The 15996-nt window shown below is 73.6% G+C and carries 2 protein-coding genes; both read left to right on the top strand.

Annotated features, from left to right (window positions below; translation table 11 throughout):
* Window positions 1-12 precede the first annotated feature (12 nt).
* Window positions 13-5064, top strand: coding sequence for an amino acid adenylation domain-containing protein (locus tag ACZ63F_RS18100; protein WP_469712132.1), 5052 nt, complete (start codon window positions 13-15; stop codon window positions 5062-5064).
* Complete coding sequence (locus tag ACZ63F_RS18095) at window positions 5061-15986, top strand: amino acid adenylation domain-containing protein (RefSeq protein ID WP_469712131.1); 10926 nt, start codon at window positions 5061-5063, stop codon at window positions 15984-15986. Before ACZ63F_RS18100 ends, ACZ63F_RS18095 begins: the two co-directional genes overlap by 4 nt.
* The last annotated feature ends 10 nt before the right edge of the window (window positions 15987-15996 follow it).

Raw genomic sequence — 15996 nt, 5'->3', positions numbered from 1 at the left:
ACAGGAGTTGCCGTGAACGCCGAACTGCTTCCGGAACGCTTCGCCGAGCAGGCGTTCCGCACGCCCCACGCCGTTGCCGTCGTGGACGGCGAACGGGCGGTGACGTACGAGGAACTGGGCCGCGCCTCAGTACGCCTGGCCCGCCGCCTGCGAGACCTGGGGGCGGGACCCGAGACGCTGGTCGGGGTGGGGCTGCCCCGCGGTGTCGATCTGGTGGTCGCACTGCTGGGCGTCTGGCGGGCCGGCGCGGCCTACGTCCCGCTCGACCCCGCGCAGCCGTCGGCGCGCCTGTCCGGTCTGATCCAGGACTCCGGGGCGGGCCTGGTGCTCGCGGGCCCGGACCTCGAGGCCGCGGTCGCCGAGGCCGGCGCCCGGCGCGTCGCCCCCGGGGAGCTGTCGGACGTCCCGGAGCCGGAGGCCTCCGCGCCGTTGCCCGCCGTCGACCCGGACCAGGTCGCGTACGCCATCTTCACCTCGGGCTCCACCGGAAGGCCCAAGGCCGTCGCCGTCACCCACGCGGGTATCGCCAACCGGATCGGCTGGACCGTGGAGCGCCATGCGCTCGGCACCGCGGACCGCGTGCTGCAGAAGACCACCATCGCCTTCGACGCCGCCGGGTGGGAGATCTTCGCCCCCCTGGTCAGCGGCGGCACCGTCGTGCTCGCCCCGGCGGGCGCCGAGCGCGACCCGGCCGCACTGCTGCGCGCGGTCGCCGACCACGGCGTCACCGTGCTGCAGGTCGTACCCTCCGTGCTGCGCCTGCTCGTCGAGGAGACCCCCCAGGACGCCGCGAACGGCGCGGGCGACTGGGGCCGATGCGGATCGCTGCGGCTGCTTTTCTCCGCGGGCGAGGCCCTGCACGCGGAGCTCGTCGCGCGGCTGCGGGAGCGGGCCGGCGCGGACCTGGAGGTCTGGAACACCTACGGCCCGACCGAGTGCTCCATCGACGTCACCGCACAGCTCGTCGACACCGCCCCGACGACCGGACCGGTGCCCATCGGCCGTCCCATCCCCGGCCTGCGGGTGCTCGTGCTCGACCAGAACGGCGCCCCCGTGCCGGTCGGTGTCCCCGGCGAGCTGTACGTCGGCGGCACCGGTGTCGCCCGCGGCTACGCCGGCCGCCCCGACCTGACCGCCGAACGGTTCGTCCCCGACCCCTACGCCACCGAGCCGGGCGCCCGCCTCTACCGCACCGGCGACCAGGTGCGCTGGCGCGCCGACCGCACCCTCGAGTACCTCGGGCGCCTCGACCACCAGGTGAAGGTGAACGGCGTCCGGATCGAACCCGGTGAGATCGAGGCCGTCCTCGTTGCCTACCCGTCCGTCACCGGCGCCGTGGTCACGGCACACCGGGCCGAGGACGGCGGCACGCGGCTGGCCGCACACCTGACCGCGAGTGCCGCCGTGGACAGCGCCGACCTGCGCGTCTTCCTGGCCGGGCGGCTGCCGGACAGCCATGTGCCCGCCTACTTCCACCTCCTCGACGCCTTCCCGCTGCTGCCCAGCGGCAAGGTCGATCGGGCCGCGCTGCCGAGCGCGGAGGAGATCGCCGCCGAGCACCGGCCCGCCTTCGCGGCCCCGCGCGACGCGGCGGAGGAACTCGTCGCGGGCGTCTGGGCGGACCTGCTCGGCCGGGAGCGGATCGGAGCCCACGACGACTTCTTCGCCCTGGGCGGCACCTCTCTGCAGCTGACCCGGCTGGCCGCGCGGCTGCGCGCCGCCTCGGGCGAGAAGATCTCGCTGCGCGGCCTGTTCGCCGCCACCACGGTCGAGGCGCAGGCGAAGCTGGTCGGGGCCGGCACGACGTCCGGTGCGGAAGCCGGCATCCGTCCGATGCCGCGCGACGGGCGGCTGCCGCTGTCCTCGGGCCAGCGCCGCCTGTGGTTCCTGGACCGGATGCACCCCGGCAGCCCCGAGTGGGTCGCCCCGCTCTTCCTGCGGCTGCCCGCCGAGCTGGAGCCCGCGGACGTGAGCGGCGCCCTGGACGCCCTGGCCGCCCGGCACGAGCCGCTGCGCACGCGCTACGTCGCCGAGGGCGGCGAGGTGCGCCAGGTCATCGACGCACCGGGCACCACCGGTGTCGAACTGCGGGTGGCGGAAGCCACCCGCGAGGAGGTGCCCGCGCTCTTCGGGGAGCAGTTCGGGCGTGGCTTCGACCTGGCCGAGGGGCCGCTGTGGCGGGCGCTGCTGGTGCGGCTGTCCGGCGAGGACCACCTGCTGCTGCTGACGCTGCACCACATCACCTGCGACGGGTGGTCGACGGTGCTGCTTGAGCGCGAGCTGCGTGAACTCTGCGCGGCCCACCTGGTCAGGCGGCAGCCCGAACTGCCCGCCCTGGCCGTGCAGTACGCGGACTACGGTGCCTGGCAGCACGCCCGGCTCACCGAGGAGACCGTCGAACGCGAGCTGGCCCACTGGCGGGCCGCCCTCGACGGCATCGCCCCCGTCGACCTGCCCGCCGACCGCCCCCGGCCCGCGATCCGCGACCCGCGCGGAGCGGTCGTGCCGTTCCGGGTCCCGGCAAGTACCGCCGCGGCCCTGACCGAGCTGGGCCGCGCGCACGGCGCGACGCCGTTCATGACGCTGCTGACGGGGTACGCCACGCTCGTGGCCCGCTACACCGGTCAGTGGGACGTGCCGGTCGGCACCCCGGTGGCCGGCCGCACCCGGCCCGAGACCGAGCACATGGTCGGCTTCTTCCTGAACTCCCTGGTGGTGCGCTGCGGTCTGACCGCCGAACTGAGCTTCGCCGAGGCCCTGGAACGGGTCAGGGACACAGCCCGTGCGGCCTTCGTCCACCAGGAGCTGCCCTTCGAGCGGCTCGTCGACGAACTGCAGCCCGAGCGCGACCTGTCCCGCACGCCGCTCTACCAGGTCGCCTTCGACCTGCACAGCGAGGGCGTGACCAGCATCGTCACGCACGACGCCGACCTGGCCGCGTTCACCGAGGCCTGGCAGGTGGCCAAGACCGATTTGTCGCTGTTCATGCGACAGACCCCCGAGGGCGCCCTGGACGGTGTTCTGGAGTACGCCGCCTCGCTGTTCGAACGCGCCACCGTGGAGCGCATGGCCGGCCACTTCCTCACCCTCCTCGACCAGGTCGCGCGCCACCCCGGCCGGGCGCTCGGCGCCGTCGACCTGCTCGGGGAGGAGGAGTCCCGCCGGCTGCTCGCCGACGGGAACGACGCCCCGCCGTTCCCCGGCGACCAGACCGTCCTGGACCTGTTCGAGGACTGTGCCCGCAGCGGTCCGGAGCGCGTCGCGCTGGCCTTCGGCGGGCGCACCGTCGGCTACGGCGAACTGGACACCGCCGCCAACCGGCTCGCACAGCACCTGCGCACCAGGTGCGTGGGCGCCGAGTCACGGGTCGCGGTGCTGCTGGACCGGGGGCCGGACCTGGTCACCGCGCTGCTCGCGGTGTGGAAGGCGAGCGGTGCCTATGTGCCGATCGACCCCTCGTACCCGGCGGAGCGCATCGCCGCGATCTGCGACGCGGCCAGGGTGCGCACGGTGGTGACGTCCGCCGCCTACGCGCAGCGGTTCTCCGCACCCGGGACGCGCGTGGTGTGCGTGGACACGGACGCCGACGAGATCGCCGCGCGCTCCGGCGCCGCGCCCGCCCGGGTCAGGGTCGTGGAGCGGCTCGCGTACGTCGTGTTCACCTCCGGCTCGACCGGCGTTCCCAAGGGCGTCGAGGTCGGCCACCGGAGTCTGGCCAACCACGTGACGTGGGCCGCGCGCGAACTGGCCGGCCAGGACTACGGCGGCGGCGCGCTGTTCTCCTCCGTCGCCTTCGACCTGGTCGTCCCCAACCTGTGGGCACCGCTGGTCACCGGACAGCGGCTGTTCCTGCTGCCGCAGGACACCGACATGTCCGAGCTCGGCAAGCGCTTGGCGGAGGCCGCCCCGTTCAGCTTCCTGAAGCTGACGCCGGGCCACCTGGACATCCTGGCGCACCAGCTCTCCCCGGCCCAGGCGAGCGCGCTGACCCCGCTCACGGTGGTGGCGGGCGAGCCGTTCACCCGAGCCGCGCTGGAGCGCTGGCGGGAGCTGGCCCCGGACATGCTGCTGATCAACGAGTACGGCCCGACCGAGGCCTCCGTCGGCACCAGCGTCTACCCGGTGCCGCAGGACGAGGAGGTGCCGGTCCCCGACGTGCTGCCGATCGGCCGGCCCCTGCCCGGCATGACCATGTACGTCCTGGACCCGGGCCTGCGGCCGGTCCCGGTCGGGGTCGCGGGCGAACTGTACGTCGGCGGCACCGGCGTGGCCCGCGGTTACACGGGCCGCCCCGACCTCACGGCCGAGCGGTTCGTCCCCGACCCCTACGGCGGCCGGCCCGGCGCCCGCCTCTATCGCACCGGGGACCTGGTCCGCCGGCTGCCGGACGGGAACGTCGCCTTCCTCGGGCGTCTCGACGACCAGGTCAAGATCCGCGGCTACCGCGTCGAACCCGGCGAGATCCGGGCCGTGGTGGAGCAGCACCCCGGCGTGCGCGAGGCCGTGGTCACCGTCCACCGGCCCGCCGCCGGCGAACCCGCGCTGGCCTGCTACGCCGTGCCGGCCGAGCCGGGCGCCCCGCTGCCCGACCTCGCCGCGCACTGCGCGGGACGGCTGCCCGAGTACATGATCCCGGCGACCTTCACCGCCCTGGCGGCCCTGCCCGTCAACGCCAACGGCAAGGTGGACCGCAGGGCCCTGCCGGAGCCCGCATCAGCCACCGACGGGGCGTACGTCCCGCCCAGCGGGCCCGTCGAGGAGCGCATCGCCCAGATCTGGCACGAACTGCTCGGCGTCCGGGCCTCGGCCCAGGACAACTTCTTCCACATCGGCGGCAACTCGATCCTCGCGATCCGCCTGATCTCGCACATCCAGCAGGAGTTCGGGATCGACTTCGCCGTCCGCACCGTCTTCGAGGGCCCGACGGTCGCCCAGCTGGCGGCCACGGTCGAGGAGCGCATCACGGCCGAGGTGGCCGCGCTCTCCGACGACGACCTGCTGAACGCCGTCGGCCCCCTTGCCACGGCCGACCTCACCCCGCCGACCAAGGAGCACCAGGCATGAGCACCGGGGACATGGAGAAGCACGTCGACTCGGGCACGGATGCCGACGCGCTCCGAGCCGAGCTGCTGCGCCGGCGACTCGCCGGCCACCGAAGCGCCGCCGGGCGCCGGACCGGGATTCCCCGCGCCGACCGGGACGTCCCGCTCCCGCTGTCGCACGGCCAGCAGCAGATGTGGTTCCTCAGCCGACTGGAGCCCGACAGCCCCGAGTACCTGGTGCCGCTGGTCCTCAGGCTGCGCGGCGCACTGGACCCCGAGGCGCTGGAACGGGCCTGGCAGGGGGTGCTGGAGCGGCACGAGATCCTGCGCACCCGCTACGTCCTCGACGGCGACGAGCCGGTCCAGGTCGTCGACGCCCCGGCGCCGCTGCCCCTGGAACACTCGGCGGCGGCCGGCGACGACGCCGTGCGCGCCCTGGTCGAGGCCGACCTGGCCCGGACGTTCGACCTCGGCCGCGACTGGCCGGTGCGCGGCCGGCTGATCCGGATCGCCCCCGGCGAGCACGTGCTCGCCGTGGTGTTCCACCACATCGCCTGCGACGCCTGGTCCGCCGAACTCTTCGGCCAGGAGCTGGGTGAACTGTACTCGGGCGCGACCCCGGCCCCCCTCGACCTGCAGTACGCCGACTTCGCGGCCTGGCAGCGCTCGACGATGACCAACGACGTGATCGCGCGTCACCTCGGGCACTGGACCGAGCGGCTGGCCGGACTCGCGCCGCTGGACCTGCCCGCCGACCGGTCACGTCCGGCGGTGCGCGACGGCGCCGGGGACGCCGTGCCGTTCGACGTGCCCGAGGCGCTCGCGAACCGGCTGCGCGACCTCGCCGCCGCCCACGACAGCACGCTGTTCATGCTGTTCCTGGCCGCGTTCCAGACCTTGCTCGCCCGCTACACGGGCCGCTCGGACATCGCGGTCGGCACGGTGGTCTCCGGCCGCGGCCGCCCCGAGCTCCAGCGAGTGATCGGCTACGGAATCAACAGCCTGGTCCTGCGCGGCGACCTCTCCGGCGACCCGGCGTTCACCGAGCTGCTGGCCCGCACTCGCACCACGGTGCTGGACGCGTACGACCACCAGGACGTGGCCTTCGCCCAGGTCGTGGAGGCGCTCGCCCCGGAACGCGACCTGTCGCGCACCCCGCTGTTCCAGGTCGCGTTCACCATGCACGGCGACCGGAGCGCGACGTTCGACCTACCCGGCATCGAGGTGTCGCCGTTCGAGGGCTCGGGCCGGTTCGCGAAGTTCGACCTGGACCTGCAGCTGCGAGAGGGCGCGGACGGCTCGCTCGGCGGTCACCTGGAATACGCGACGGCGCTGTTCGACCGCACGACGGTGGAGCGGCTCCGCGGTCATCTGCTGCGACTGCTCACGAGCATCGTCGCCGACCCCGGTACGCCGCTGTCCGCGCTGGAGATCATCGGCGAGACGGAGCGGGCCCTGCTGACCGGCCCACCCCGGCAGCCGCGTCCGGTGACCCACCGGGTGCACGAGCTGTTCGAGGCGCAGGTCGCGCGCACCCCGGACCGCGTCGCCGTCTCCTACGCCGGCACGGATCTGACGTACGCCGAACTCAACGCGCGCGCCAACCGCATAGCGCACGCCCTGATCGCCAGGGGAGCCGGCCCGGAGACCCTGGTCGGCCTGAGCCTGGAGCGCGGCACCGACCTGATCCCCGCACTGCTCGGCATCCTGAAGTCCGGGGCCGCTTATCTCCCCTTGGACCCGGCAAACCCCGCGGACCGGATCGCCTACATCGTGCGGGACGCCCAGGCACCGGTCGTCGTCACCACCCGCGCCCACGCCGAGCTGTTCGACTCGGACCTGCTGCTGCTCGACGCGGACGCAGAGCTGATCGCGGGGAAGCCCGACACCGACCCGGCGGTCGCGGGCAGCCCGGAGAACCTGATCTACACGATCTACACCTCGGGTTCGACCGGCCGGCCGAAGGGGGTCGCGCTCACCCACGGCAACGTGGTCCGTCTCATGGACCGCGGCCGCGAGCACTTCGCCTTCGACGCGGCCGACGTGTGGACGCTGTTCCACAGCTATGCCTTCGACTTCTCCGTCTGGGAGATGTGGGGAGCCCTGCTGTACGGCGGGCGTCTGATCGTCGTCCCGGACTCCGTCGCGCGTTCCCCCGAGGAGTTCCTCGGCCTGCTGGTGCGCGAACGGGTCACGTTCCTCAACCAGACGCCCACCGCTTTCCGCGCGCTGGTCGGCACCGACGCGGACCTGGCCCTGCGCGCGGTCGTCTTCGGCGGCGAGAAGCTGGAGGTCTCCGAACTGCGGCCGTGGGCTGACCGGTTCGGCCTCGACCGGACCGCCCTGGTCAACATGTACGGGATCACCGAGACCACCGTCCACACCACCTACCGCCGCCTCACGGAGCGGGATCTGGATCCGCAGGCGGGCAACCCGGTCGGGCACCCGCTGGACGACCTGCGGGTCGTCCTGCTGGACCAGGAGGGCCGTCTGGTGCCGCTGGGCGTGCCCGGCGAGATCTGCGTCGGCGGCGCCGGAGTGGCCCGCGGTTACCTCAACCAGCCGCGCCAGACCGCCGAGCGGTTCGTGCCCGACCCGTTCGGACCGCCCGGGTCCCGCCTGTACCGAAGCGGTGACCTGGCCCGCCGGCTGGCCGACGGCAGCCTGGAGTTCCTCGGCCGCATCGACGACCAGGTCAAGATCCGCGGCTTCCGCATCGAGCTCGGCGAGATCGAGGCCGCCCTGGCCGCCCACCCGCGCGTGCGGGACGCGGTCGTGCTGGTCCGCGAGGACACGCCCGGCGACAAGCGGCTCGTCGCGTACGTGACCCCGGCTGGCGAGGACATCCCGGATCCGGGGGAGCTCCGCTCCCGCCTGACGGGTCAGCTGCCCGAGTACATGGTTCCGGCGGCGTTCGTCGCGCTGGACGCACTGCCGTTGACCACCAACGGCAAGCTCGACAAGCGGGCCCTGCCCGCCCCCGGCCAGGACGCCCTGGGGGCGGCGGACTTCGTCGCCCCGCGCACGGTCGCCGAGGAGCGTATCGCCGCCGTGTGGGCGGACGTCCTGGGCCTGGAACGGGTCGGTGTCGAGGACGGCTTCTTCGACCTGGGCGGGCACTCCATCCGTGCCGTCACCCTGGTGGGGCGGCTGCGGGCCATCGGCTACGACCTCGCCGTACGGGATGTGTTCGAGTACCGCACGGTCGCCCGGATCGCCGAGCTGGTCACCGGGCGTCCGGCGCCGGCCGACGCGGACCGCACGGTCGCGCCGTTCGCGTCGATCACGGCCGAGGACATGGCCCGGGTGCCCGAGGGGGTCGTCGACGCGTACCCGCTGTCGCAGGTACAGCTCGGCATGGCCGTCGAGATGCTGACCGACGACGGCCGGCGCCCCTACCACAACGCCACGTCGTTCCGGATCCGTGACGACCGGCCTTTCTCCGCCGAGGCGCTGCGCGCGGCCGCCGCGGTGATCACGGCCCGCCACGACGTGCTGCGCACCTCGTTCGCCCTCACCGGGTACTCCGTGCCGATGCAGCTGGTGCACGCGACGGCCGAGCTGCCGGTGGCCGTCCATGACGTCTCACATCTGTCGAAGGACGAACTCCTCGCTGATCTGGGGGAGTTCGTCCGGCAGGAGCGCGCCGAGCCCTTCGACCTGGCCGTGCCGCCGGTGCTGCGCCTGAGCGCACACGTGGCGGGCGACGCCAGCTGGTGGCTCACCGTCACCGAGTTCCACGCGATCCTGGACGGCTGGAGCCACCACTCCCTCCTCATGGAGATTCTGGAGGAGTACGGCCGTATCCGCGACGGCCGGGAGGCCGCCGGGTCCCCGCGTCCCGCCGTCCGGTTCGCCGACTTCGTCGCCGCGGAGCTGGACGCCCTCGCCTCCGAGGAGTCGCGCGCCTACTGGCAGTCGGTCGTCGACGGCCACGCGCGGCTGACCGTGCCCGCCCCATGGCGCGGCGACCCGGACGACACCGGCGCCCCCCACCGTGCGCCCGTGCCCTTCCACGACCTGGAGGACCGGTTGCGCGCCCTGGCCTCCAAGGCGGGCGCGTCCTTCAAGAGCGTGCTGCACGCGGCACACCTCAAGACGCTCAGCATGCTCACGGAGGAGGAGCGCTTCTTCACCGGTCTGGTGTGCAACGCCCGGCCCGAGGTGCTCGGCGCCGACCGGGTCTACGGCATGCACCTGAACACGCTGCCCTTCGCGTACGACCGCTCGGCCGGCACCTGGCGCGAGCTGGTCGCCGGCGTGTTCGCCCGTGAAGTGGAACTGTGGCCGCACCGCGCCTACCCGATGCCGGTCATCCAGCGTGAACTCGCCGACGGCGAGCGGCTGGTCGACATCCGGTTCAGCTACCACGACTTCGACCAGGTCGACCACGATCAGGTCGACTACCTGGCCAGCATCGACGACAGCCCCACGGAGTTCTCGCTCGGCGTGTCGGCCCGCATCGGCCACCTCGTCCTCACCGCCGCCCCGCGGACCCTGAGCCGGTCCGGCACCGACCGCCTGGCGCACATGCTGCGCCGGGTCCTGGAGGCGATGGCCGCGGACCCGGAGGGCGACGCGCGGACCTCGTTCCTGCCGGAGGGCGAACGGCACCGGCAGTTGGTGGAGTGGAACGACACGGCGGACGAGCAAGGGTCCGCCTCCGTGCTCCAGCGCTTCGAGGAACAGGCTGCCCGTACCCCGGACGCCGTCGCCGTCGAGCACTCCGGTGCCACCGTCTCCTACGCCGAACTGGACGCCCGCGCCAACCGGCTGGCCCATCATCTGCGCGGCCTCGGCGTGACGGCGGAGTCCCGCGTCCTGGTCCGGCTCGACCGCGGGCCCGACCTGCTCATCGCACTGCTCGCGGTGTGGAAGGCGGGCGGAGCGTACGTGCCGATCGACCCGTCCTACCCGGTGGCGCGCGTCGCCGCCATGCGCGAGGCCGCCGCGGCCGTGCTGACCCTGACCGAGCTCCCGGACGCCGAGGCCCTGGCCGCCCTGCCGGCGACGGCGCCGGTGCGCCCGGATGACCCGGACGGGCTGGCGTACGTCGTCTTCACCTCCGGTTCGACGGGCGTCCCCAAGGGCGTGGAGGTTCCTCACCGGGGCCTGGCGAACCATGTGGCGTGGGCGGCGCGCGAGCTGGCCTCCCGGGGCACGGGCGGTGCTCCGCTGTTCTCCTCGGTCGCCTTTGACCTGGTCGTCCCGAACCTGTGGGCCCCGCTTGTCGTGGGCCAGACCGTGCACATGGTCGGACAGGACGTCGACCTGGCCGACCTGGGGCAGCACCTGGCCGCCGCCGGCCCCTACAGCTTCGTCAAGCTCACCCCCGGACACCTGGACGTGCTGGCCCGGCAGCTCACGGCCGAACAGGCGGCCGCGCTCGCCCCGGTCCTGGTCGTGGCCGGCGAGGCGTTCACCCGGGCCACGCTGGAGCGCTGGCGCGCGCTCGAGCCCGACGCGGTGCTGATCAACGAGTACGGTCCGACGGAGGCATCGGTGGGCTCCACCGTCTTCCCCGTCCCCACGGACACCGACGCCGAGGTCCTGCCGATCGGCCGGCCGTTGCCGAACATGCGGACGTATGTGCTGGATGCGGCGCTGGAGCCGGTGCCGGTCGGGGTCGCGGGCGAGTTGTACGTCGGCGGTACCGGTGTGGCGCGTGGTTATGCGGGGCGTCCGGATCTGACGGCGGAGCGGTTCCTGCCGGATCCGTACGGTGTCGATGCGGGTGCGCGGATGTACCGCACCGGTGACCTGGTGCGGCAGCTGCCGGACGGGAACATCGAGTTCCTGGGGCGGATCGACGACCAGGTCAAGATCCGCGGCTATCGGGTCGAACTCGGGGAGATCCAGACCGTGTTGGCCGAACACCCCGCCGTCCGCGAGGCGTTCGTGACGACCCACGAAGGCGAGCTGACCGGGTACTACGCGCCGGCCGAGGCGTCCGCGAACACGGTCCGTGCGCACCTGGCCGACCGCCTGCCCGACTACATGGTGCCCGCGGCCCTGGTCGCCCTGGAGGCGCTACCGCTCAACGCCAACGGAAAGGTCGACCGCCGCGCCCTGCCCGCCCCGGAGGCCGGCGAGGAGACGGCGGACGGATACATCGCCCCGCGCACGGTGACCGAGGAGCGGATCGCCGAGGTGTGGGCCCAGGTGCTGGGCCTGGAGCGAGTCGGCGTCGAGGACGGCTTCTTCGAGATCGGCGGACACTCGATCCGCGCCGTCGCCCTCGTCGGGGCGCTGCGTTCGGCCGGGTACGACGTCGGCGTGCGCGATGTCTTCGAGCACCGCACGGTCGCCGAGCTCAGCGAGTTCCTCACCGGGCGGCCCGCCCGCACGGAGGTCGACACGCCCGTCGAACGGTTCGCACTGATCGCGGCCGAGGACCGGGAACGGCTGCCGGAGGACGCGGTGGATGCCTATCCGCTGACCCAGGTGCAGCTCGGCATGGTCCTGGAGATGCTGGCCGACGACACCAAGCACGCGTACCACAACGTGTCGTCGTTCCGGATCACGGAGCCGGAGCCGTTCTCGGCCGAGGCGCTGCACGCCGCCGCCCGGGTGATCGCGGCCCGGCACGAGATGCTGCGGACCTCCCTCCACCTGGAGGGCTACAGCGGGCCGCTGCAGGTGGTGCACGCCGAAGCCGCGATCCCGGTGACCGTCCAGGACCTGCGGGGTCTGGACGAGGCCGGGCGGCGCGGCGCGGTCGAGGAGTTCCTCGTCCGGGAGCGCGCCGACCTGTTCGACCTGGAGCAGGCGCCGCTGCTGCGGATGACCGCGCACATCGAGGACGCCGGCTGGCGGCTCGGTGTGACCGTCTGCCATGCCGTCACCGAGGGCTGGAGCCACCGGGCCCTGCTCATGGAACTGCTCGACGCGTACCGAAGCCTGCGCGTGGGCGGAGAGCCCCCCTCGCCGCCCACATCCCCTGTGCGGTACGCGGACTTCGTCGCCGCCGAGCTGCGCTCCCTGGAGTCCGAGCGGGACCGGGCGTACTGGACGGGGATCACCGGCGGGTACGCGCGCTTCCGCCTGCCGGCCGCCTGGGCCGGCGACCGCACCGCCGGGCGCGAGCGGTACCGGTCCGCGGTGGAGCTGCGGGAGTTCGAGCCGGGGCTGCGCGCCCTGGCGGCACGGGCCCGGGTCTCGGTCAAGAGCGTGCTGCTCGCCGCGCACCTGAAGGTGCTGAGCCTGCTCACCGAGGAGAGACGCTTCCACTCGGGCCTTGTCTTCAGCGCCCGCCCCGAGGCACCGGGCGCCGACCGGGTCTACGGCATGTACCTCAACACCCTGCCGTTCGCCTTCGACGCGGACCGCGACCGCACCTGGGAGGACCTCGTCCGCGAGGTCTTCGCCCACGAGGCGGGCATGTGGGAACACCGCCGCTACCCGATGCCCGCGATCCAGCGCGACGCCGGGGCGGAGCGCCTGCTCGACGTCCGCTTCAGCTACCAGGACTTCGACCACGTCGACACCGAACGGGTCGACGTCGGCGGCAGCTCCGCCGAGGGCGCGACCGAGTTCGACCTCGCGGTGTCGGCGGTCTCCGGATACCTCCTGCTGACCACGCACACCCACGCCCTGTCCCGCGCGAACACGGACCGGCTGACCGCCCTGTACGCGGCGGTGCTGTCCGCGATGGCGCAGGACCCCGCGGGCGACGCCCGCATCGCGCCGCTGCCGGCCGAGGAGCGCGAGCGGCAGTTGGCGGAGTGGAACGACACGGCCTGCGAGCAAGGGTCCGCCTCCGTGCTCCAGCGGTTCGAGGAGCAGGCCGCCCGTGTCCCGGGCGCCCCGGCCGTGACCCTCGGCGCCGAGACCCTGACGTACGCGGAGCTGGACGCCCGGGCCAACCGGCTCGCCCACGCCCTGCGGGCCCGGGGTGTCGGCGCGGAGACCCGGGTCGCGGTCCAGCTGGACCGGGGTCCCGCCCTGATCGCGACCCTGCTCGCGGTGTGGAAGGCGGGCGGAGCGTACGTGCCGGTCGACCCGGCCTATCCCGCGGAGCGCGTCGCCTCACTCGTGGAGACCTCGGGCGCCCGGCTGGCGGTCACGGCCGAGGCGTACGCGGACCGGTTCCGTGGTGTCACGGTGCTGCTCGCCGACGAGGACGTCAGCGCCCTGCCGGCGACGGCGCCGGTGCGCCCGGATGACCCGGACGGGCTGGCGTACGTCGTCTTCACCTCCGGTTCGACGGGCGTCCCCAAGGGCGTGGAGGTTCCTCACCGGGGCCTGGCGAACCATGTGGCGTGGGCGGCGCGTGAGCTGGCCTCCCGGGGCACGGGCGGTGCTCCGCTGTTCTCCTCGGTCGCCTTCGACCTGGTCGTCCCGAACCTGTGGGGACCGCTTATCACCGGGCAGCGGGTGTTCACGGTGGCACAGGACACGGCGCCCGCGGAGCTGGGCCGTGCGCTGCTGGCCGGCGCGCCCTACAGCTTCGTGAAGCTGACGCCCGGACACCTGGAGCTGCTCGCCGCACAGCTCACCACCGAGCAGGCGGACGAACTCTCCGCGGTGACGGTGGTCGCCGGCGAGGCGCTGCCCGGCACCACCGCCGACCGGTCGCTGGGAATCCTCGGCCCCGGACGGCTGGTCAACGAGTACGGTCCGACGGAGGCGTCGGTGGGCTCCACTGTCTTTCCGGTGCGGGAACCGGTGGGGCGCGAGGTCGTCCCGATCGGCCGGCCGTTGCCGAACATGCGGACGTATGTGCTGGATGCGGCGCTGGAGCCGGTGCCGGTCGGGGTCGCGGGCGAGTTGTACGTCGGCGGTACCGGTGTGGCGCGTGGTTATGCGGGGCGTCCGGATCTGACGGCGGAGCGGTTCCTGCCGGATCCGTACGGTGTCGATGCGGGTGCGCGGATGTACCGCACCGGTGACCTGGTGCGGCAGCTGCCGGACGGGAACATCGAGTTCCTGGGGCGGATCGACGACCAGGTCAAGATCCGCGGCTATCGGGTCGAACTCGGGGAGATCCAGACCGTGTTGGCCGAACACCCCGCCGTCCGCGAGGCGTTCGTCTCCGTCCATGAACCGGTTCCCGGTGACCGCCGCCTGGTCGCGTACTGGACGGCGACGACGGGCTCCGCTGAGCCCGCCGCGGAGGAGCTGGCCGGGCACTGCGCGGTGCGCCTGCCGGACTACATGGTCCCTGCGGCCTTCGTGGCGCTGGAGGCGCTGCCGCTCAACCCCAACGGAAAGGTCGACCGCCGCGCCCTGCCCGTGCCCGACCGGGGAGCGCTGCGCACCGGCACGGACCATGTGCCGCCGCGTACGCCCACGGAGAAGGCTTTGGCCGCCATCTGGTCCGGTGTCCTCGGCGTCGACCAGATCGGCGTCCACGACCGCTTCTTCGACCTCGGCGGCCACTCGCTGCTGATGATCAAGGTCCTGGCGGCGGCCCGCGCGGCCGGACTGGCCGTATCGATCTACCGCATGTACCAGCACGACACCCTGATCGAACTGGCGGCAGCGGTCGACGCGGACGCGCGGGCGCAGGACGCGCCCGGGAGCAACCTCACCGCGGCCGGACAGGGCGTTCCGGGCGGCGGCCACGGCGGGTCGGCCGGGACGGGCGTCGGGTCGGCTGGGACGGGCATCGGGTCGGGCGGTGAGTTTCCTGGCGGGAGCGGAGCCGACGGTCGGTCCGCCACCGTCGAGGTCCCCGCCGAACTGCTGACCCGTTTGCTGCAGCAGGCCGCGGCGGGCGATCCGGCCGCGTTGGCGACCGGGGCGCAGGCGGAGGCCGCCGCGCTGATCGCGGCGGTGACGTCGGCGCAGGGCGGCACCACGGCCGGCCCGGACGGACCGAGCGCGCACGAGGCCGGGATCGACGCCGTCATGGCCGACCACCGGGTGCCCGGCGTCGCCCTGGCCGTTCTGCGGGACGGCGCGGTCGCGGCCGTGGAAGGCCACGGCGTGCTGGCCGCGGGCGGAAGCGAGCCGGTGACGGCGCGGACCCTCTTCCAGGTCGGCTCCGTCAGCAAGCACGTGACCGCGCTGGCCGTGCTGCGCCTGGTGGACCAGGGCCTGCTCGACCTCGACTCGGACATCGAGACGTATCTGACGTCCTGGCACCTGGCCGACGCCCCCGAGGCCCCCGGACCGGTGACCCCGCGCATGCTGCTCGGGCACCGCGCCGGCCTCGCCCGCCAGCGCAGTGTCGGGTTCCGTCCCGGCGAGCCCGTGCCGAGTCTCCTCGACCTGCTGACGGGCAGGCCGCCTGCGGTCACCTCGCCGGTGCGCCGCGAACTGCCGCCCGACGCCACGTTCCGCAAGAGCAGTACGCACTACTGGGTGCTCCAGCAGGTGCTGGAGGACGTCACGGGCGAGGAGTTCGAGTCGCTCATGCGGCGTCTGGTGCTGGACCCGCTCGGCCTCGCCGACACCAGCTTCGACCAGGACCATCCGCGCACCTCCGGGCTCCCCGTGGCCCTCGGCCACGACGCCCACGGCGCTCCCCTCAAGGGCGGCTGGCGCACCCGTGCCCACCTGGCGGCGGCCGGCCTGTGGACGACCGCGGCCGACACCGCCCGGTTCGTGGTCGCCGTGCGGGACGCGCTGCTCGGAGCGCCGGGCGCCCTGGTGCCGCAGGCCCTCGCCCGAGAGCTGCTGGCGGGCGAGACCGGCACGTTCTACGGGCTCGGCACGATCGTCGACGACAGTGGCGACGACCTGGAGTTCGGCCACGGGGGCGAGCCCTCGGGCTACTGGAACATGGCGATCAGCCGGCTCCACAGCGGTACCGGTTTCGTCGCGCTGACCAACGCCGACTCCGGCAAGGCGGTGGTCAAGCACCTCACCGCCGAACTGGGCCGCGACGACGCGGCCTTCGGCAGCGGGCGGCTGGCGTCCGAATGGCGCTCCGCCGGCTCGTCCGCCGAACTCCCCGTGGTCCTCGCCCCCGTCGTCACCGACGAGGAGCGGGCATGACCCGCACCCC

The organism is Streptomyces sp. NPDC104761, assembly GCF_055583445.1.
Note: the sequence above shows the minus strand (reverse complement) of the source record. Positions and strands in the feature narration are given on the sequence as shown.